This window comes from Mycobacterium noviomagense (assembly GCF_010731635.1).
Lineage (GTDB): Bacteria > Actinomycetota > Actinomycetes > Mycobacteriales > Mycobacteriaceae > Mycobacterium > Mycobacterium noviomagense.
Map to the genome: position 1 here is coordinate 4,228,617 of NZ_AP022583.1, position 19,133 is coordinate 4,247,749.

The window sequence follows — 19,133 nt, forward strand, 5'->3', positions numbered from 1 at the left end:
GAGGGCAGACGCTTTTGCACCACAACATGTTTCGTTCGGATGGATTACTTCGAGAAGTTAAGGAGACACACCGATGACCACCCGTTTTATGACCGACCCGGACCAGATGCGGGCGATGGCGGGCCGTTTCGACGTGCACGCGCAGACCGTTGAGGACGAGGCCCGCAAGATGTGGGCGTCGTCGGTCAACATCGCCGGTGCCAGCTGGAGTGGTACTGCACAGGCCACCTCCTACGACACCATGGGCCAGATGAACCAGGCCTTCCGCAACATCGTCAACATGCTGCACGGCGTGCGTGACGGGCTGATCCGCGACGCGAACAACTACGAACAGCAAGAGCAGGCGTCCCAGAACATCCTGCGCAGCTAGCAACGAAAACTGTTAGGAGACAACGACATGACGATCAACTATCAATTCGGTGACGTCGACGCCCACGGTGCGACGATTCAGGCGCAGGCTGCGTCGTTGGAGGCCGAGCACCAGGCGATCATCCGCGACGTGCTGGCCGCCGGTGACTTCTGGGGTGGCGCCGGGTCGACGGCGTGCCAACAGTTCATCACCGAGTTGGGCCGCAACTTCCAGGTGATCTACGAGCAGGCCAACGCCCACGGCCAAAAGGTGCGAACGGCCAGCAGCAATATGTGCAGCACCGACAGCGCCGTCGGCTCCAGTTGGGCCTGATCTGGTCACCGAGCTCAAATGCCCGGGGCGGCAACACGATGCCGCCCCGTCGCCCAACAACCATTAACGCCCCTTGGCGTCGAGAAGGGATACCCATGAGCATGTCAGTCGTCGAGCCCCGCGATGTCGGTGCCGGTCGTTTTGTGATCCATCTATCTGCGCTGTTGCGCGCCCCTGTGGTGACACCATCCGGCGAGGCGATTGGCCGGGTTGACGACATCATCGTGCGGCTGGGCGGTACGGACACCTATCCACTGGTGACCGGCATCGTCGCGGCAGTCGGCGGTCGGCGGGTGTTCGTCGGCACGGGGTCGGTTCAGCGGTTCGAGTTGGATCGGGTAACGCTGGGCCAGAACACGATCGACCTCCGACACTTCGAACGCCGGCCCGGTGAGGTGTTGTTGCGTGCCGACGTGCTCGGGTATCGGTTGATCGACGTGGCCGCGGGCGAGCTGGTGCGCGCCTACGACGTCGAGCTCGAGGACAGCGGAGAAGGGTGGGTGCTTGCGCGGCTCGACACTCGGCGTCCGCCCAGGCTGTTCGGACTGCTGAAAACCCCCGGCGGTCACGCCGCCCGGGACTGGAAGGCATTCGAGCCCTTGATCGGACATAGCCGGTCGATTGCCGTGCGCCGCGTTTCGGGGCGGATGGGGGCGCTGAAGCCGGCGCAGATCGCTGACCTGCTCGAAGAGGCGGATCGCGCTGAGGGCGGAGAAATCCTTGACCGCGTGCGCAGTGACCTCGAGCTCGCAGCAGACGTTTTCGAAGAACTCGAACCGGAGAAAGCCAGTCGGCTGCTCGATGACATGCCCGACGGGGAAGTCGCCGCCTTGCTCAGCCGGATGCGTGCCGACGACGCCGCCGACGCGATCATGGACCTGCGCCAGTCGCGGCGCCGTCGGGTTCTCGACTTGATGCCTGGACCGCACCGTACGAAGGTGATCACCCTTCTCGGGTTCAATCCTGGCAGCGCGGGTGGATTGATGAACGTCGACATCGCCTCGTGTGGAACGGGGGCAACTGCGGGGGAGGCACTCGCTGTCATCGGCACCGCACAGGCCTTGCAGCCGGAGGCGCTCTTGCAGATGCACGTTCTCAACGAGCGCGAGCAGCTGGTCGGGGTGGTATCGGTGATCGCGCTTTTGCAGGCGCATCCCGCGGACATGGTTGCCACGCTGATGGATTCGGATCCGACCAGGGTTACTCCCGACGCCGATCTGATCGACGTCGCTGTGCTGATGGCCGACTACGACCTGCACACCATCCCGGTCGTCGATGACGAGGATCGGGTGCTGGGCGTTGTCACGGTCGACGACGTGCTGAAAGCAACTATTCCCGACGACTGGCGCCGGCGAGAACCCGGCCCACGTCCGGTCCGTGAACAACCTGCTGTCACAGACGATTCCATCTCGATCGGCGGCGACGGGGGTGACTGGCGATGACCACTCTCGACCGCGCCGCCGACGAGCTGGCAGTCCAGACGCCGCCCACGGCGGTGCTGGACAGCGCCCACGTCGGCGACATCGAGGGTGCGCTGGGCCGGATCAGCCTCAGCGACACCGATCGTCCGCGGACCCTCAAGGTGCGCCTGGCTACGATGCTGGCGATCGTGGGGCCGGGCTTGATCGTCATGGTCGGCGACAACGACGCTGGCGGAGTCGCGACGTACGTGCAGGCTGGACAGAACTACGGCTACAGCCTGCTGTGGGTGCTGCTGCTGTTGATTCCTGTGCTGATTGTCAACCAGGAGATGGTGGTCCGGCTCGGTGCGGTTACCGGGGTCGGACACGCACGGTTAATCAACGAACGGTTCGGCCGCGGGTGGGGCTGGTTCTCCGTCGGCGACCTGTTCATCCTGAACTTTCTGACGCTGGTCACCGAATTCATCGGGATCACGTTGGCGGCCGACTACATCGGAATTCCCAGATATCTGGTCGTCCCGTTCGCTGCGATCGCGTTGATCGCGATCATGACCACCGGCAGCTTCCGGCGCTGGGAACGCGCGATGCTCGTGTTCATCGTGATCACATTGCTTCAGATTCCCATGCTGTTGATGTCCCATCCCCACTGGGGGCACGCGGCCAAATCGTTTGTCCTGCCGGGCGTCAACGGCGGATTCACCTCTGACTCGGTGCTGCTGATCATCGCCATTGTCGGCACCACCGTCGCGCCTTGGCAGCTGTTCTTCCAGCAGTCCAACGTCGTGGACAAGCGCATCACGCCGCGCTTCATCGGCTACGAGCGGGCCGACACCGTCCTAGGCGCCTTCGTCGTGGTGGTCGGGGCGGCCGCGTTGGTGATGACGGGCGACTGGGCCGCCCGCGCCACCCACACCCGTGGGAATTTCGTCGACGCCGGAACGGTCGCGCACCTGCTCGGCCAGCACAACAACATCCTCGGGTCGGTGTTCGCGATCGTGTTGCTCGACGCCTCGATCATCGGCGCGGCGGCGGTGACCCTGTCCACCAGCTACGCATTCGGGGACGTGTTCGGGCTCAAGCACTCGCTGCACCGCGGCTTCGCTGACGCCAAAGCGTTTTACCTGTCCTACACCGGGATAGTGGTGGCAGCGGCTGCGATCGTTTTGATCCCGGGAGCGCCGCTGGGCCTCATCACCACCGGCGTGCAGGCCTTGGCCGGATTGCTGCTGCCGAGTGCGAGCGTCTTTCTCTTGTTGTTGTGCAACGATCGGCAAGTGTTGGGGCCGTGGGTTAATCGTGCCTGGCTCAATGTGGTGGCCGGGTTCATTGTCAGTGTGCTGTTGCTGTTGTCCGGGGTGTTGATGGCCACCACAATGTTCCCCGACCTTGACGTTGTCTCTATCGCCGTCAAGCTCACGGCCGGTATGGCCATATGCGCCGCAGTCACGTTGGGTGTGCTGAGGTGGTCCGGTCGTCGGTGGCCCAAACCACCCCCGTCCGGCGAGCTATCGCTTGAGTTGGCAACAGCTGAGCGGACCACCTGGCGGATGCCGCCATTGACCTTACTGGAGCCGGTGACATGGTCGGTCGGGACTCGATTGGGCATGCTCGCTTTGCGGGGTTATCTCGTGGTCGGGGCAATCTTGTTGGTAATCAAAGCCATTCAACTCGGCAGCGCCTGACCTGGGCCGCTGCAGACGACTGGATACAACTAGGAAGGGAGAAGGATCGTGTTCATCATCAGGCTCCTCAACGGAGACGAAGTCCGCGCAACCGACGGAGCGCAACTCACGATCAACCACGACACCGGCGTGGTCAGCGTTTGCCGTGTCGAGGGATTCGAGGAAGTCACGACGCACTACTCGCCGTCAGCCTGGGAAATGGTCACGCACCGGGTCAGAGTCAGGCCGCCCGCTATCTCCGTGGCGCGGTAACGGCCGCTAACCAGTTGCCTCCTGCCAGGCGACGGTGGCGCTCGCCCGCGTTCGAGCGAGATTGCATGTGTGGCGTCACCGTACGCGATCGGCATGCGCTTCATAGTCATTCAGCGACCTGTAGAGATGGGACAAAGGAAGTTCTGTGACGACTTTGGCTGACGGGCAGAAGGTGTCGCCGTCGTTTTCTGACGTGTGTAAGCGGGCCTTCTTGGGTAGACCCATGATCACCGACCAGCTCCAGCACGAGCGGTTATCGAACCCCGTTGCGCTGGGCGCGCTCTCACCGGACGCGATCTCGTCAACTGCCTATGGTCCCGAGCAGATCATGGTCGAACTGCTGCCTGCTGCAGGGATGGCCGCGTTCATGTTGTTGCTTCCGCTCACCGGCGTCATCTTGCTGATCCTGGCGCTGGTCGCCGCATCGTATCGCCAGGTCGTCATGGCATACACGCGCGCTGGTGGCTCCTACATCGTGGCCCGGGAGAACTTCGGACCCCGAGCGGCCCAGATCGCCGCAGCCGCACTGCTGATCGACTACGTGGTCACCGTGGCGATCCAATGCGCGGCCGGCACGGTGGCGGTGGTGTCGGCGATACCGCCGCTCGGCCCGTACAGCTTGGAAATCACCATCGGCGCGGTACTGGTCTTTTGCTACGCGAATCTGCGGGGATTGCGGGAGGCAGGCCGGACGTTCGCGGTGCCGACCTACTCGTTCGTCGTCATGCTCGGCCTAATGACCGTGGTCGGCGTGGTGCGTGAGATCTTCTGGGGTTTACCCCAATACGATCCGCAGCACATTGTTGGAGCGGTACCGATTCATCAGGGCAACGGATTGGTGATGGGTGCGACCATCCTGGTGATACTGCGGGCGTTTGCCAATGGTGGTTCGTCACTGACCGGAGTAGAGGCTATCTCCAATACCGTCAACCTGTTTCGGGAGCCGCAGGGCCGCAATGCGCGTCGGGTCCTGACGATAATGGCCTGGATCCTGGGGTTGTTGCTGGCCGGTGTCGCCTGGCTTGCCTACGCGACCCATGCCACTCCGTATGTCGCCGGATATCCGTCGATGCTTTCCGAGATCGCCCGAGCGGTTTTCGGCAGCGGGCTGGTCGGCAGCGCCCTGTACTTTCTGTTGCAGGCTTCGAGCGCGGCCATCCTGTACAACGGCGCGAACACCAGCTTCAACGGCTTTCCCGCGTTGGCTAACTTCGTCGCCGAAGACCGTTTCCTGCCACGGCCGCTGATGAAGCGAGGCCACCGGCTGGTGTTCTCCAACGCGATCATCACGCTGACCGTGTTGGCGGTGGCACTGCTGCTGGTCACCCACGGCTCGGTCAACGCGTTGGTGCCGCTTTTCGCGATGGGCGTTTTCAGCGCATTCGCCATGGCCGGCTATGGAATGACCAAACACCATCTCACCCACCGTGACCCAGGCTGGCGTCGCAAACTGGCGATCAACCTGTCGGCGGGAATCTTGTCGACGATCGTGGTCGGGATCTTCGCGGTGGCCAAGTTCGACGAGGGAGCCTGGCTGATCGTCGTCGTGTTCCCGTTGCTGGTCTTGGCATTGATGCGGCTCAACCGGCAGTACCGCGACGAGGCCTCGGTGCTGGAGATGTCAGGCAGCGCGCGTCCGGAGCTGGTCAAGCATGCGCGACATCGAGTGATCGTCTTTGTCGACAGCATCGACCTGGCCGAGATGGAGGCGCTGCGCTACGGGAAGGGACTGCACGCCGACGAGTTGACCGCAGTGCATTTCGTGCTGGATCCGGCTCATGCCACGCGATTGCGAACGCGCTGGGAGCACTTCGATCACCAGACCAGGTTGCGTGTGATCGAATGCCCCGATCGTCACCTGTGCCGGGCGGCCCAAGAGCTGATCCTGCAGGAGCTGGACGATCACCCCGGTTCCCAGGTGACGGCGCTGCTGCCTCGTCGAACATTCTCGCCGCTGCTTGGCCGGCTGCTTCATGACCGCACCGCTGACAAGATGGCCAAAGTCATCAGCCGCATCCCCGGCGCCACCCCGCAAATCGTCCCCTACGACATACGGTCCCGGATCGCACAGGCGAGCCGGGCAAAGCAACAGGGTGCGATCTGGTCAAGTGCTGCCGATCGCCGCACACGCGGCGACCAACGGAAACCGGCCTACGTCGAAGGTCGAGCCCGCATACCAAGTCGTCGAGACCCAGTCACTGTCGGCTTCCGGTGAGTGGTCAAGACAACGCACGTGACTTCGATAGCGACTAGGTTGACGGACGTGAAGGACTTTGAGAGACAAAGCCTTCCTCATGCGAGGCCAACTGACGCCGACGGGTGTCTGTGGTTGGCAAGGCGGCTTACCCGCAGGTGCTGGCAGCGCCGTCCGGCCTGCGATCGCCTCGTAAGTGCCAGACCGCTCCTGGGCGGACAAATTTTGACAGCCTGCCGTACCGACCGTCGTGTGACGATGATGGCAGGCATGCGCGTTCTACTCCTGATATCCAGCGTTGCCGCCGTCATCGTTCTGGCTGTACCAGCTCATGCCGACCCCAGTGGCGACGACGCCACTTTCCTCGCTTCGCTCAACCAGGCCGGCATCACCTACACCAATCCCGACCGAGCCATCGGGGCCGGCAAAGCGGTCTGCGACCAGTTAGCCAACGGCGCGAAGGCTCCAGACCTCGTCAAACAGCTGACGGATGTCAACCCAGGTTTCACCGGGAACGGCGCCATCAAGTTCGCGGGGATTGCGGCAAGTGTCTACTGCCCCGACCAACTACAGAGCGGCAGCAGCAGTAGCGACAGCGGATAGACCACACGCATGCCGTGACCGAACGAGTCAGCATGCTGACCGGCGTGGCGTGCCGGAAATGCGGTTAGCGCGGCAAACAATTCATGCGGTAGTTACGCGCAGATAGTCGGCAGGGGTAGCGTTGGCTGCTACCTGCTGCAGATCACCGAGCACGCTGGAGACAACTTGTCCAATCTCGAGGACTTCGTCACCTGCGAAATCTGGGCGGCATCCGGCAGGCCGGTGCGGCGTCGTCTGCGGTCACCTCGATCGCCCGGCGCGGACGCGGCTGCGCGGAGGGGCGGGTCGCGATGGATTTAGGTGCGTTACCCCCGGAAACTAATTCCGGGCACCTGTACGCAGGGCCGGGATCCGATCCGATGCTGGCCGCTGCGGAGGCCTGGAACCGGCTGGCCGAGGACCTGTACGCCGCAGCCGCCGGCTACGGGTGGGTGGTTTGCGGGTTGACCAGCGAAGGATGGTTGGGGTCGGCATCACTGGGGATGGCGGCCGCGGTCGCGCCCTATGTGACGTGGATGAGGACTACGGCAGCGCTCGCGGAACAGGCTGCTGGCCAAGCCAGGGAAGCGGCGGCGGCCTATGAGGCCGCGTTCGCGCAGACGGTGCCCCCACCGGTCATCGCGGCCAACCGTGCTCGGTTCACGTTGCTTGCCGTGAGGAACGTTATCGGTCAAAATTCGCACGACATCGCGGCCATCGAAGGCCGCTATGACGAGATGTGGGCACAGGATGCCACGGTGATGTACCGCTACGCCGCCTCTTCGGCGGCCGCGGCCACATTGACGCCATACGTGCCACCGCTGCAGAACACTAATCACGCCCAATCGGCCGGATCTGCTGCCGGCGTGGTAGACACCACCGGTGACAACCGCGCGACACTCTCGCGGCTGATGTCGATAGTGCCCCATACACTGCGGAAACTCGCTCACCCTTCGGAAGCCAGGTCTGTCGGCTCGATCTTGTCGACAGTTGTGGGCATGCCCGCGGGATTGACGACCGCGACGAGTCGTCCCGTCAGTGGGGATGTACCGGTGGTGTCGGCGGCTCGGGGCCGCGCGGCGTCAGTCGGCCGGTTGTCGGTGCCGCAGGTATGGAGGACGGCGGCCACGGCCAGCCGCCCGCAGGCCGCGATAACCCCGAACCCAAGCCCTATACCAGGCGCCTTGACAGAGACACCCATAACACTGTCGACGGGTACAGCCGGCTACTTGGTTGCTTATCCTGCGCGTCGGTATCGCGCCACCGTCAAGGAAGTTCGGCCAGCCGGTGGATAGTCGCTACCGGAGCATGTTCTACGAACTCGGCGCTGCAGGATCGGCGAAACATGCTCGCCGAGCATAGATGAGGAGAGGCAGACGCATCGTTGGATGCCGAAGCCCTTGTCCTGCACCAGGTTCACTGGGCGAAGCTCGCCGCCGATGCAGCCGCGGAAGTAGTTTCGCTGCCCTTGATCTGGACCGGCCGTCGAAGCGTGGGGCTCGTGGTTCATTTCCTCACCCCTGCGATCGCCTCGGCAGCTCTTTTCGGCGCCGACACCAAGCACCTGCGCTCGAACCGGCGCGGCAGGTACGTCTTGAGCACATGCCTGCGGCAGCGCAAGCTGTTCGCCTGGTGGGCGACGCGGTGATGACTGTCGGTGCATGGCAACGCAACAGTCTTTTCATCGCTGCAGGCGTCCGCATCGTGCTCGCCGGTTGGTCGCATGGCTTGGTGGTGCGGGCGCCGGGGTAAGCCGCACGGCGGATGAGTTCTGATCTGACGTATGTGAATCTTGCCTTCGTGACCTGCCCGACGAGGCCGCACGTCGCTCTGTGCTGCGGCGCGGATTGGCCCGCGAATACGCCGCATTGGCCTGGAATGCGGTCGAGATGGCTCGGTCTAGCAGTGATGGCAACCCACGCTAAATCAGTGGCGCTGGCCGGGTTCGGTCTAGACTCGCTGATTGAGATCGGCGCCTCGCTGGTGGTCATTTGAACGCTTTACGGAGCCGGTGCGGCCCGTCAACAATTCGCACTGCGAATAACCTTCGCCCGCACTTGTGGTTCCCCCGCTTTTCCGGAGGCTTCCGAGCCGGGTTTGATCATGCAAGCCTGGAGGAAGGAAGTTTCCAGTGGCAGCGAACAGGAAGTACCCGATCGAGCTGCGTGAGCGCGCGGTGCGGCTGTAGCGGGACTCCGATCCAAGCCGGTGATTGCGCAGCTGGCGCGGCAGCTGGGCGTGCACCCGGAGGCCTTGCCGAACTGGATCCGTCAAGACGAGGCCGACCGGGGCGAGCGCCACGATCGGCCCACGACGGAGATGATTGAGGAGAACCGCCGGCTGCGCGCCGAGGTCAAGGAGCTGCGGGCGGTCAACGAGGTGCTCAAGGCGGCGAGCGCGTATTTCGCACAGGAGATCGGCCCGACCCGGAGGCGGTCATGAACTTCGTTGACGTGCATGACTTCTCGGTCGGTCTCGTACTGCGGGTCCTGGGCATTCCGGCATCGACGTACTACGACTGGCGCAAGGCGCGACGCGAGCCGTCGCGGCGGGCACGCGAGGACACCGAGCTGCTGGGGTTGATCGACGAGATCCGCGGCTCCCACGAGTTCGCCGCCACCTGCGGCTCGCCACGGCTGTGGCTGGAACTGCGCAACCGCGGCATCCGCGTCGGCCGCAAGCGCGTCGAGTGGATCATGCGCGAAAATGGCCGCAAAGGCGCCTACCTGCGCCGAGGCTGGAAGCACGGGTCGACCCGGCAAAACCTTAAGCACACCGCCGCGCCGGACCTGCTCGGCCGCGACTTCACCGCCACAGCGCCCAACCAGAAGTGGGTCGCGGATCTCACTCGGATTCTCACGCTAGAGGGTGTGGTGTGGCTGGCCAGCGTGCGCGACGCGTTCTCCAACAAAGTGGTCGGCTGGGACAGCGGCCTACGTGCCACCACCGAGCTGGTCATCTCAGCGCTCGACTACGCGATCTGGTCTCGTGACGTCCGCGACGGGGAGCTGGTCCACCACAGCGACAAGGGCTGCCAATACACCTCGATCCGGTTCACCCAACGGCTGCTCGACGCCGGCATCGCACCGTCCACCGGGGGCGTCGGGGATTCGTTCGATAACGCCCTCGCGGAGAACCTGTGGTCAGCCATCAAGGTCGAGCTGATCTACTGGCCCGCAACAACTTCGTCACCAGAGCAGAAGCGCAGGCGACGTTGTTCCGCTACATCGACGGATGGTACAACCCCGACGCATCCAAGCCGGACTCGGCGGACTCTCACCCAACGAGTACGAGGCTGCGTGGCAGGCCAGCCAGCAGCATCAACCCCAACGGGCTACCCTCCAACCCGAGGGTGCCGATCCCAGATAGCAAAGTCTCCGGGAAATCCGGGGGAACCCCTACTGCCAGCGCTAGCAGCATATCTGCTGACCCAGTCAACCGTGTTGTCAACCAGAAGCTTTCATCCCGGCACTCGGTTACCGGCATTGCGCGGACAGCGACCACCGCGGTAGCGATGTTCGCGCTTCCGGCGGGGAAGGCCCAAGCGGGTAAGCGGCTGGGCAATCCCGTGGTGATCGCAGAAGGGGTTACCCCTCTCTGTCAACCTGGGTTGAGGCACCCCCCTGACAATTAGTGACCCAGATCTTCTTCGGCTGGTACAACGATGAACATCGCCATACCGCGCTGGGGCTGCATACCGCCTCTGATGTCCACTACGGCCTGGCCGAAGCAATCCGCGACAAGCGCGCCGGCGTACTCGACGCCGCTTATGCCGCACATCCCGAACGGTTCGTCCGCAAGCCGCCCGAACCGCCGAAGATCCCCGAAATCTCGTGGATCAACCGCCCCGACCAACCAGAGGAGGATGCAGTAAATGCCGCGCAACGGTGCCTCATTCAGGTTGACAGGTTCCCTACCCGTCATAGGCGTCGGTTTCGGTTCATTCTGCTGTGTAACAGCAACGTCAGATTAGTTGTGTGCCTCGGCTGCCCACTCCAGTTCGATACCGGACGTCGAGTGGCCTACCCATGTGATTTGCGTAACAAGCACAGTTGTTTCACGGCGAACCACCCGGTGAAGTGAAGGCTGGTTTACGTTTCAATTACCTGGAGTGAACGCAACACAAACAATGTGCACGCAGCATGGTCGCGACAGTATGGGGTCGCGACTGTGAGAGGCACCACACCAGGCAGGTCGAGCATCGAAATGCTCACTGCTGCAAGATGTTCCCAAATGCGAGTGATGAACTAAGGCCGATTCGAAGACGTTTCAGATCTTTCTGGCAGGGAGTAGACAGGGCCGCTTGAGAGAGTGGCCGGTACGAGTTCTCGGGAACTCATTGGCGCAAGAGGGTTCGGCTCGTCAGCGCGGCGGCCGTGATGCGCCGGAGCCGAACGATTCACTGAGGTTGAGGGCATGGATTTTGGTTTGTTACCACCAGAGATCAACTCGGGCAGGATGTATGCGGGGCCAGGACCTGAGCCGTTGTTTGCTGCGGCTGCCGCGTGGGACGGCCTGGGAACGGACTTGGCTTTGACGGCATCCTCCTACCAATCGGTGATCTCAGGGCTTACCAGCGCGTCGTGGTCCGGCGCTTCGTCGGCGTCGATGGCGGCCGCGGCCGCACCATATGTGGCGTGGATGAATGGCACCGCCGCGCAGGCTGAGCAGGCTGCCAGCCAGGCCAGGGCGGCGGCGGCAGCTTACGAGGCCGCCTTCGCGGCGACCGTGCCGCCGCCAATGATCGCGGCCAACCGTGCCCGCCTGGCGGCGCTGATCGCAACGAACATCCTGGGGCAGAACACGCCGGCGATCGCGGCTACCGAAGCGGAGTACGCCGAGATGTGGGCCCAGGATGCGGCCGCCATGTACGGCTATGCCGGCTCGTCGGCGATTGCCGCCCAGATGGCGCCGTTCAGTTCGCCGCCGCAGACCGCCAGCGCCGCGGGCACGGCCGCTCAAGCCGGCACGGTCGCCGAAGCCGCTGGGACATCGGGCGGTAGCAGCGTGAACGCGGCGTTGTCACAGCTGGTTTCGCTGGTGCCGAACACGCTACAGACCCTGGCATTGCCGGCGTCGTCATCGACGTCGTCGACGTCGGGGCTCCAGTCCAGCCTGTCGAGCCTCGCCACCTTGGTGACCAACGTCACCGGACCGTATTCGCCGTTCGCACTGACCGACGTGGCTGGCGCGCCATACCTGTTCGGCATGCAAGGCGTGCTCCTACCGCAAAACGGACAGGGTGTCGCCGCATTGCTCGGCGGCCCAGCGTCAAAGCCGATCACCGGGGCGCTCGCGCCTCTGGCCGAGGGAACTGGGTTGCAGGCGGGTGTTCCAGGTCCGGCCGGCTTCGGTGGAGGGGCGGCATCGGGGGCGATGGGCCGCGCCGGCCTGGTGGGCGCGCTCTCGGTGCCGCAGAGCTGGGCCTCCGCGGCACCGGCAATCAGAACGGCTGCGGCGGTCATGCCAAGCACCGCACTGGGTGCCGCCCCAGCCGTCGCCGCCGATGGCCAGGCAGGCCTCTTCAGCGACATGGCTCTGGCGAGTTTGGCTGGACGGGCAGTCGGCGGTACCGCGGCTCGTTCCATCACAGGTTCGGCTACCAGTGTCCTGGGTGGCGCGGTTGCTGAAGTAGCCCCGACCACGGCGACCATCATCGTCATCCCGCCGACCCAAGAATGACCGCCGCTGAACGGCTTTGACAAGTTGGGAGAACACAGAGCTATGGCAACGGATTTCGGTGCCCTACCACCGGAGATCACCTCCGGCCGGATGTATGCCGGTCCCGGCGCGGGATCCATGCTGACCGCGGCGGCGGCCTGGGATGCTCTGGCTGCTGACATGCATTCCGCAGCTGCTTCCTACGCGTCGGTGGTCTCGGGCCTCACCAGCGGCCCGTGGTCGGGGCCGTCGTCGGCGTCCATGGCGGCTGCGGCCGCACAGTATGTCGCATGGGTGTCTGCCACGGCGGCGCAGGCCAGAGAGACCGCGCTGCAGGCCAGGGCCGCGGCCAGTGCCTATGAAACCGCATTTGCTATGACAGTGCCGCCGCAGGTGATTGCGGCCAACCGCAGTCAGCTCGCGTCGCTGGTGGCGACGAACATCTTGGGGCAGAACACCGCGGCGATCGCGGCCACCGAAGCGCAGTACGGGGATATGTGGGTCCAGGATGCCGCCGCGATGTACGGCTACGCCGGCTCGTCGGCAGCCGCCACGAAGGTGACGCCGTTCGCTGTGCCGCCGCAGACCACCAATGCGGCTGCGCTGGCCGGCCAGACGGCCGCGGTGACGCAAGCTGCCGGCACCTCAGGGGGCACCGGAGCCGAGTCAGTGCTGTCCGGCATCCCGCAGCTGTTGCAAGATCTCGCATCGGCCAGCACGCAGTACAACACCGACATGGGGAACCTGCTGGACAGCCTTACCGGCTCGTCATCGGCAGCATCGATGTATCAGTCTTTGTTCTCGATCGGTTCTGGCGCGAAGGCGATCCTGCCGGCCAACGACGCCATGATCACCGCGCTCTTGGGCATGGTGCAGTTCCAGAAGTTCTACCACCCGGTTGTTCCGTTCCGTCCCGAGTTGATCCCGAAGTCGGATCTGGGCGCCGGTCTTGGGCTGCGCTCGGCAGCCTCCACCGGCATGGCCACGACGGTGTCGGCGGGTGTCGGGGAGGCCTCGACAGTGGGAACGTTATCGGTCCCGCCGAGCTGGGCCGCCGCCACGCCGGCAATCCGACTGGCGGCCAATGCGTTCCCGGGCGCCAGCGTAGCCGCGGCCCCAGCCGCCGCTATCCCGGCAAGCCTGCTCAGCCAGATGGCGCTGGGAAGTCTGACCGGAGGCGCGCTGGGCGGCTCTGCCCCTCGGGTGATCAACGGAACCGCGGCCCGCGGCCGCAACGCGGGCAAAGACGGCAGCCAACCGGTCAACCTGGACCGCGTCATCGCGCAACTGCGGCAGCGACCAGAGGCGGTGCAGCACTGGCAAGTTGACCAGGACGGGCTCGACGATCTGCTGGCGAACCTGGCCAAGAAGCCCGGCATCCATACGGTGCACCTGTCGGCTGAGAAGGCCAAGCCCACCTCGCCGCGGTCGCAGCCAGGCTAGCGATGCGCATTAACCCTGCTGCGGCCCGGCGAGTTCCGCAGCCGCAAACAGAGTGCCAGTCAACAGCAAGGAGTGCCAATGAGATTCATGCCAGCCTTAGCTAGCGTCTGCACGCTGATCGCTCTGGCCGGGCCAGGACATGCCGATCCCGGCGCCGAGGAGGGTACTGACAATGCCGCCTTCCTTGCCTCGCTGCGAAACGCAGGAATCACCTATAACAACGCAGATCAAGCCATAACAGCCGGCCATGCTGTCTGCGGGCTGATCGACAACGGCGAATCAGGTCTGGAGGTTCTCAAGGACCTGAAAAGCACCAATCCCGGATTCACGACCGACGGCGCAGCACAATTCGCTGCGATTGCCGCGAGGTCTTACTGTCCCCAACAACTGGCACCAAGCAGCGGTGCAGGCGCGAAATAGCCTGCACCGAAAGGCCCAACCGGTGTGCGCCGCTTTACCGGCCGCCGAGCACGTCGTCAGCAGATGCTGTGAGCCTCGCAGGCCGAGGCGCGGCGGCGGGCGGCTAACGGCTCTTAGTGTGGTTAACCGAGCTCGGCGTGCGGCTCACCGAGCGCCGGTTCGGTGAGCTCGAGCGATCCTTACCCAGGTCGGCCAGTTGAAATTCACGACTAATTTACAGCTGCGGTCGCGAGCGATGAAGGATGGCCCGAGATTAGCGTGATCGTCGGCCAATGTTAATCGCGAGGGGGTTGAATGGGCCGCGCGCATCGGATTGTCAGCTGGCATGCCGTTACCTTGTTCTTGCCGGCTTTGGACACGTGCACCGCAGGCGTCGTTGCATGCCGCCGAGTTCGCATTCATCGGGCCGATGGTTGGGTCACTGGCACGGATCTACGGCGGCCGCGTGGCTGACCGCTTCGGAGGCGGCCGCGTCACCTTGACCGTCTTTGGCGGCATGATCGCCGTAACCGGAGCGCTGGCCGGCATCAGCACTCACCACGACCACACCGCCGGGGCCACCTCCACTGCCGCGACGATCGAGTGTGTCGCATGCTTCATCGCGTTGTTCGCCTTGTCCGGACTGGGCAAAGGGGCGGTTTTCAAGCTGATTCCGACTGCTGTCGACGCGCGCAGCTATACGCGGGTGTTCAGTGAACCCGAACGCCGACAATGGTCACGTAACATGTCCGGAGCACTGATCGGGTTCGCCGCCGCGGCTGGAGCGTTCGGCGGCGTCGGCATTAATCTCGCGCTGCGCGCGAGTCCTACCAAAGCATCCGCACCGACACCGCGGCGCTGTGGACCTTTTTGGCGGCCTATGTCGCCGCAGCGGTCATCACGTGGACAATGTACGCGACCCGAGGCAAAGTGGGGATAACGAGAGAAAGGATGAGTAAATGTCATTTGTGACAACACAACCCGAGCTGCTCGCAGGAGCGGCCGACGACTTGCAAGGCATTGGCGCTGATATGGCGGCCCAGAACGCGGCCATGGCAGCTCCGACTACGGGCGTGGTTCCCGCTGCCGCGGAAGAGGTATCAGCGTTGACAGCTGCACAGTTTGCCGCGCATGCCACAATGTATCAGGCGATCAGCGCCCAAGCGGCCGCGATCCACGAGATGTTTGTAAACACGATGTACACCAGCGCGGGATCGTACGCGGCCACCGAGGCCGCCAATGCGGTCGCGGCACGCTAGCAGTGCGTTAGCGACACCACCACTCAGAACGAACGATATTGTTGCGCAGGAGTTTCGGCGGTGAGCCGTTGGCCATTGTTGCAATCGATCGGCAACGGCGGCTACTGCCGCATGACCTCGAGATAGGAGATTAGGAAATGCCTACGCGTTTTATGACTGACCCGGACCAGATGCGGGCGATGGCGGGCCGTTTCGACGTGCACGCGCAGACCGTTGAGGACGAGGCCCGCAAGATGTGGGCGTCGTCGGTCAACATCGCCGGTGCGAGCTGGAGTGGTACTGCACAGGCCACCTCCTACGACACCATGGGTCAAATGAACCAGGCCTTCCGCAACATCGTCAACATGCTGCACGGCGTGCGTGACGGGCTGATCCGCGACGCGAACAACTACGAACAGCAAGAGCAGGCGTCCCAGAACATCCTGCGCAGCTAGCAACGAAAACTGTTAGGAGACAACGACATGACGATCAACTATCAGTTCGGTGACGTCGACGCCCACGGTGCGACGATTCGGGCGCAGGCTGCGGCGTTGGAGGCCGAGCACCAGGCGATCATCCGTGACGTGCTGGCCGCCGGTGACTTCTGGGGTGGCGCCGGGTCGACGGCGTGCCAACAGTTCATCACCGAGTCGGGCCGCAACTTCCAGGTGATCTACGAGCAGGCCAACGCCCACGGCCAAAAGGTGCAAACCGCCAGTGCCAACATGAACAGCACCGACACCGCCGTCGGCTCCAGTTGGGCTTAGTACCACCGGGGTTAGTCGGGGCTGCCGAAGATGGATACCACTCCTTTGGATTCGAATAGCGCCAAGCGAATGGCATCGGGCGTCTGGTAACCATGCTCGCGGAGAATCGCGTCAAGGTCGGCATGGGTGATACCGCATCGTTTCATGTTGGTTTGGTGCAATTGCCCGTCGCGGACCAGCACCCGAACCGGTGGGTCAACCAGGCGACGCATCCACGGGTTGAAACGCAACCGAGCGACAATGTCATGCGCAGCAATTAACGTCAGCAGTGCCGCTGCCCCTGTGAGCCAGGACGTGTCGGCGGCCGTGGCGGTCCGGCCCACAATGGCGCCGACTGCGACGGCGGTTACCCAGTCAAATGGTGTGAACGCGGAGATGGTGCGACGAAGCGTGAGCCGGAAAGCCCCGGCGGCAGTTACGAATAGGGCAAGCGCCTTGAGCGCTGCGTAGGCTGCGGGCTGCCATCCATCGATTAACTGCGCCAGCACCTCGTTCATCGAAAACACCGGCCGTTTCGGCTGTCGTATGTCTGGTTGGCAGCGCGCGCCATTGGGAGCCGCCCTCGTGCGTCGACCATTGTTCCCTCCTTATTTCTCATCAGCGCGGCCCCGCCAATGAATTGGCCGCTCGAGCGATCGTCCACCGAGTCGAAATCAGCTCGAGCGTAACGCGTTGCGTCGCATTCCCGTTTTGGTTCATACAGCATCGACGCAGCCCTTCGGGGCAGTACACCACACTCAGCATATAATGACTCTATGCAACAGTGTGGTTGGGTGCTGGTCTGACTGATCGCGGATAGGCGCGAAGAGCGGCCACTCACTGAAAGGATGGGGAGGGTGCAGATCACCAAGAACGTCCGCCCACCGAAAGGCTTGAGAAAGCTAGTTTTTCGCTTTCCGATCTATGTGTATCGAGCTGGCCTCAGCCCGCTTTTCGGGCAACGTCTTTTGCTGCTGCATCACATCGGGCGGGTGTCGGGCAAGCCACGTCAAGCGGTACTCGAAGTCGTCGACGATGATCCGGCCGACGACAGCTATGTCGTCGCCTCGGGATGGGGACCGACCGCCGCGTGGTACCGCAAGGTCATGCATACGCCCGACGTCACGATCCAGGTGGGCAGGCGGACTATACCGGTCAGAGCGGCGAAGCTCGACGAAGAAGACGGAGCAAAGACATTCGCGAAATACGCTGCGCGTCATCGAGCGGCAGCGAAATACCTACTCCCGCGACTACTTGGCTACTCAGTCGATGGCTCAGAGGCTGACTTTCGCGCGGTCGGGCACCAGCTGCCGTTTATCCGCTTTGTCCCTCACTAAGCCTGAATTGACGCGGGAAGCCGGTCTGGGCGGTCCGTGCCGCCGGTATCGACGACGGGTTGTGTGCGATCCATGGCCGTGGTCTACAGCTGCCCAACATGGGCGGCCGGTTTCTGCATGGCGGCTTGCTGCTGCTCAAAGCGCGTCGAGGCCGGGCGACGAACGTACCTCACCCAGGTCAGAACGCCAGCAACGATATAGAAAGCCAAGAAGATCCAGTACGCCGGCGTATCGGTGCCGGTGTTCAGGTAGGACTGCCGCAGCGCCAGGTTGATCCCCACACCGCCGAGTGCGCCGAAAGCCGCGACAAATCCGATTACTGCGCCCGAAGTGGCGGCCGACCAGTGCCGGCGTTCGAGCTCAGTGACGGCCAGTAGGTGGCTGCGCGCCTCGAAAACCGACGGGATCATCTTGTATACCGATCCATTTCCCAACCCGGACAGCAGAAACAGGACCATGAAGCCGCAGATATAGCCCACCATCGTGGCGGCAGTCGTGGGACCGGGATTGTGGTCATCCACCGTGCTGATGGCCACCAGCATCGCGGTGGCCAACCCCATGGCGGCGAAGACCGTTAGCGCGACTCGGCTGCCGCCGATGCGGTCGGCGAGCCGGCCGCCGTAGATGCGGGCCACGGAGCCCAATGCTGGTCCAATGAAAGCGAATTCGGCGGCATGCAGTGCTGCCTGGGCATGGGTTTGCCCGGTGGCTTCGAAATTCACTTGCAGCACGAGGCCGAAGGCGAACGAGAAGCCGATCCATGAACCGAAGGTGCCCAGGTAGAGCAGCGCCAACAGCCAGGTGTCCCGCTCGGAGAGAATCGAGCGCAGGTGGCTGACCTCGGTGGGGTGCTCAAGGTTGTCCATGTAATGAGCTGCGCCGATCGCGACGACCGTCAACAGCATCACGTATAGGCCACATACCCAATAGGGTTGGCGGTGGCCGGCGATTGCGATCACAAGCAGCCCCACCAATTGGATCACCGGCACGCCGAGATTGCCGGCCCCGGCGTTGAATCCCAGTGCTGAGCCCTTCAGCCGGTGAGGGTAGAACGCGTTGGTGTTGGTCATCGATGCCGCGTAATTAGCGCCCCCGCAGCCAGTAAGCGCCGCGCACACTAAATATGGCCACAGCGGCAGGCCGGGATGGGCCAGCAGCACGATAGCGCTCACGCTGGGGACGAACAGTATCAGGATCGAAAAGACTGTCCAACTCCGGCCACCGAAGCGCGCAATGCCCAACGAATATGGGATACGCAGGCACGCCGCGACCAGTGTGGCGGTAGCGCCCAGCAGGAACTTGTCGGCCGGAGAAAAGCCGTACACATTGCGGGGCATGAAGAGCACCATCACCGGCCATAGCGTCCAAATCCCGAACGCCACGTGGTCACAGGCGACGATCCAGAGCAGGTTGCGGCGCGCGATCGCCTTGTTGCCCGCCTCCCACGCGACAGTGTCTTCAGCGTCCCAGTACGAGATGCGATGCGAGCGGGCCAT

At 63.6% G+C, this 19,133-nt stretch carries 20 protein-coding genes and 2 pseudogenes; 20 read left to right on the forward strand and 2 right to left on the reverse strand.

The genetic code is table 11. From position 1 onward, the window contains the following. Positions 1-73 precede the first annotated feature (73 nt). From G6N15_RS19970 to G6N15_RS20060, 19 genes and pseudogenes are all read left to right on the forward strand, one after another. The gene (locus G6N15_RS19970) at positions 74-370 is read left to right on the forward strand and encodes a WXG100 family type VII secretion target (RefSeq protein WP_163748167.1); all 297 of its coding nucleotides are present in this window, start codon (positions 74-76) and stop codon (positions 368-370) included. A gap of 27 nt (positions 371-397) precedes the next feature. Beyond that, a complete protein-coding gene (locus tag G6N15_RS19975) occupies positions 398-682 on the forward strand; it encodes a WXG100 family type VII secretion target (RefSeq protein WP_163748170.1) in 285 nt (94 codons plus the stop codon). 95 nt (positions 683-777) lie between these two features. Next, positions 778-2,124 (forward strand): magnesium transporter MgtE N-terminal domain-containing protein, encoded by a 1,347-nt coding sequence (locus G6N15_RS19980; RefSeq protein ID WP_083089971.1) that lies wholly within the window; start codon positions 778-780, stop codon positions 2,122-2,124. Next, positions 2,121-3,785 (forward strand): NRAMP family divalent metal transporter, encoded by a 1,665-nt coding sequence (locus tag G6N15_RS19985; protein WP_083089970.1) that lies wholly within the window; start codon positions 2,121-2,123, stop codon positions 3,783-3,785. Before G6N15_RS19980 ends, G6N15_RS19985 begins: the two co-directional genes overlap by 4 nt. Positions 3,786-3,833: 48 nt before the next feature. After that, a complete protein-coding gene (locus G6N15_RS19990; protein ID WP_083089969.1) occupies positions 3,834-4,037 on the forward strand; it encodes a hypothetical protein in 204 nt (67 codons plus the stop codon). A gap of 145 nt (positions 4,038-4,182) precedes the next feature. Continuing rightward, positions 4,183-6,111 (forward strand): annotated as a pseudogene (locus tag G6N15_RS19995) (APC family permease); the annotation flags it as partial. Between the two features lie 378 nt (positions 6,112-6,489). Beyond that, positions 6,490-6,834 carry a DUF732 domain-containing protein gene (locus G6N15_RS20000; protein ID WP_372506481.1) on the forward strand — a complete coding sequence of 115 codons (345 nt, stop codon included), beginning with the start codon at positions 6,490-6,492 and terminating at the stop codon, positions 6,832-6,834. A gap of 290 nt (positions 6,835-7,124) precedes the next feature. Continuing rightward, complete coding sequence (locus tag G6N15_RS23550) at positions 7,125-8,108, forward strand: PPE family protein (protein WP_139798052.1); 984 nt, start codon at positions 7,125-7,127, stop codon at positions 8,106-8,108. An 89-nt stretch (positions 8,109-8,197) separates the two neighbouring features. Next, the gene (locus G6N15_RS20010; RefSeq protein ID WP_083089967.1) at positions 8,198-8,461 is read left to right on the forward strand and encodes a hypothetical protein; all 264 of its coding nucleotides are present in this window, start codon (positions 8,198-8,200) and stop codon (positions 8,459-8,461) included. Between the two features lie 560 nt (positions 8,462-9,021). Beyond that, the gene (locus tag G6N15_RS20015) at positions 9,022-9,255 is read left to right on the forward strand and encodes a transposase (RefSeq protein ID WP_083089966.1); all 234 of its coding nucleotides are present in this window, start codon (positions 9,022-9,024) and stop codon (positions 9,253-9,255) included. Next, positions 9,252-10,325 carry an IS3 family transposase gene (locus G6N15_RS20020; protein ID WP_139798051.1) on the forward strand — a complete coding sequence of 358 codons (1,074 nt, stop codon included), beginning with the start codon at positions 9,252-9,254 and terminating at the stop codon, positions 10,323-10,325. The genes G6N15_RS20015 and G6N15_RS20020 overlap by 4 nt, the downstream gene beginning before the upstream one ends. 127 nt (positions 10,326-10,452) lie before the next feature. Next, positions 10,453-10,677 (forward strand): annotated as a pseudogene (locus G6N15_RS20025) (IS3-like element IS1141 family transposase); the annotation flags it as partial. 552 nt (positions 10,678-11,229) lie between these two features. Beyond that, the gene (locus G6N15_RS20030) at positions 11,230-12,495 is read left to right on the forward strand and encodes a PPE family protein (RefSeq protein WP_083089965.1); all 1,266 of its coding nucleotides are present in this window, start codon (positions 11,230-11,232) and stop codon (positions 12,493-12,495) included. Between the two features lie 42 nt (positions 12,496-12,537). Then, complete coding sequence (locus G6N15_RS20035) at positions 12,538-13,917, forward strand: PPE family protein (protein WP_083089964.1); 1,380 nt, start codon at positions 12,538-12,540, stop codon at positions 13,915-13,917. Between the two features lie 78 nt (positions 13,918-13,995). Further along, positions 13,996-14,337, forward strand: a complete 342-nt coding sequence (locus G6N15_RS20040; RefSeq protein WP_083089963.1) for a DUF732 domain-containing protein — start codon at positions 13,996-13,998, stop codon at positions 14,335-14,337. Between the two features lie 445 nt (positions 14,338-14,782). Next, positions 14,783-15,256, forward strand: a complete 474-nt coding sequence (locus G6N15_RS20045; RefSeq protein ID WP_139798050.1) for a hypothetical protein — start codon at positions 14,783-14,785, stop codon at positions 15,254-15,256. Positions 15,257-15,275: 19 nt separating this feature from the next. Next, positions 15,276-15,575 carry a PE family protein gene (locus G6N15_RS20050; RefSeq protein WP_083089961.1) on the forward strand — a complete coding sequence of 100 codons (300 nt, stop codon included), beginning with the start codon at positions 15,276-15,278 and terminating at the stop codon, positions 15,573-15,575. Positions 15,576-15,712: 137 nt separating this feature from the next. Then, positions 15,713-16,009 carry a WXG100 family type VII secretion target gene (locus G6N15_RS20055; protein ID WP_163748174.1) on the forward strand — a complete coding sequence of 99 codons (297 nt, stop codon included), beginning with the start codon at positions 15,713-15,715 and terminating at the stop codon, positions 16,007-16,009. A 27-nt stretch (positions 16,010-16,036) separates the two neighbouring features. Next, a complete protein-coding gene (locus G6N15_RS20060; protein WP_163748177.1) occupies positions 16,037-16,321 on the forward strand; it encodes a WXG100 family type VII secretion target in 285 nt (94 codons plus the stop codon). An 11-nt stretch (positions 16,322-16,332) separates the two neighbouring features. On the opposite strand, the gene G6N15_RS20065 is transcribed toward G6N15_RS20060, so the two are convergent. Next, positions 16,333-16,818 carry a DUF421 domain-containing protein gene (locus tag G6N15_RS20065; protein WP_083087347.1) on the reverse strand — a complete coding sequence of 162 codons (486 nt, stop codon included), beginning with the start codon at positions 16,816-16,818 and terminating at the stop codon, positions 16,333-16,335. A gap of 339 nt (positions 16,819-17,157) precedes the next feature. On the opposite strand from G6N15_RS20065, the gene G6N15_RS20070 reads away from it, so the two are divergent. Continuing rightward, on the forward strand, positions 17,158-17,637 hold the full coding sequence (locus G6N15_RS20070) for a nitroreductase family deazaflavin-dependent oxidoreductase (RefSeq protein WP_083087337.1): 480 nt from the start codon (positions 17,158-17,160) through the stop codon (positions 17,635-17,637). An 83-nt stretch (positions 17,638-17,720) separates the two neighbouring features. On the opposite strand, the gene G6N15_RS20075 is transcribed toward G6N15_RS20070, so the two are convergent. Next, on the reverse strand, positions 17,721-19,133 hold the full coding sequence (locus tag G6N15_RS20075) for a nitrate/nitrite transporter (protein ID WP_083087336.1): 1,413 nt from the start codon (positions 19,131-19,133) through the stop codon (positions 17,721-17,723).

Bases quoted from the DNA above. Each gene is read 5' to 3' on its own strand.
- G6N15_RS20000 (WP_372506481.1), top strand. From the start codon at position 6,490: ATGATGGCAGGCATGCGCGTTCTACTCCTGATATCCAGCGTTGCCGCC.
- G6N15_RS20055 (WP_163748174.1), top strand. From the start codon at position 15,713: ATGCCTACGCGTTTTATGACTGACCCGGACCAGATGCGGGCGATGGCG.
- G6N15_RS19970 (WP_163748167.1), top strand. From the start codon at position 74: ATGACCACCCGTTTTATGACCGACCCGGACCAGATGCGGGCGATGGCG.
- G6N15_RS19975 (WP_163748170.1), top strand. From the start codon at position 398: ATGACGATCAACTATCAATTCGGTGACGTCGACGCCCACGGTGCGACG.
- G6N15_RS20050 (WP_083089961.1), top strand. From the start codon at position 15,276: ATGTCATTTGTGACAACACAACCCGAGCTGCTCGCAGGAGCGGCCGAC.
- G6N15_RS19985 (WP_083089970.1), top strand. From the start codon at position 2,121: ATGACCACTCTCGACCGCGCCGCCGACGAGCTGGCAGTCCAGACGCCG.
- G6N15_RS19980 (WP_083089971.1), top strand. From the start codon at position 778: ATGAGCATGTCAGTCGTCGAGCCCCGCGATGTCGGTGCCGGTCGTTTT.
- G6N15_RS20075 (WP_083087336.1), bottom strand. From the start codon at position 19,133: ATGGCCCGCTCGCATCGCATCTCGTACTGGGACGCTGAAGACACTGTC.
- G6N15_RS20030 (WP_083089965.1), top strand. From the start codon at position 11,230: ATGGATTTTGGTTTGTTACCACCAGAGATCAACTCGGGCAGGATGTAT.
- G6N15_RS20060 (WP_163748177.1), top strand. From the start codon at position 16,037: ATGACGATCAACTATCAGTTCGGTGACGTCGACGCCCACGGTGCGACG.
- G6N15_RS20040 (WP_083089963.1), top strand. From the start codon at position 13,996: ATGAGATTCATGCCAGCCTTAGCTAGCGTCTGCACGCTGATCGCTCTG.
- G6N15_RS20065 (WP_083087347.1), bottom strand. From the start codon at position 16,818: ATGAACGAGGTGCTGGCGCAGTTAATCGATGGATGGCAGCCCGCAGCC.
- G6N15_RS20035 (WP_083089964.1), top strand. From the start codon at position 12,538: ATGGCAACGGATTTCGGTGCCCTACCACCGGAGATCACCTCCGGCCGG.
- G6N15_RS23550 (WP_139798052.1), top strand. From the start codon at position 7,125: ATGGATTTAGGTGCGTTACCCCCGGAAACTAATTCCGGGCACCTGTAC.
- G6N15_RS20020 (WP_139798051.1), top strand. From the start codon at position 9,252: ATGAACTTCGTTGACGTGCATGACTTCTCGGTCGGTCTCGTACTGCGG.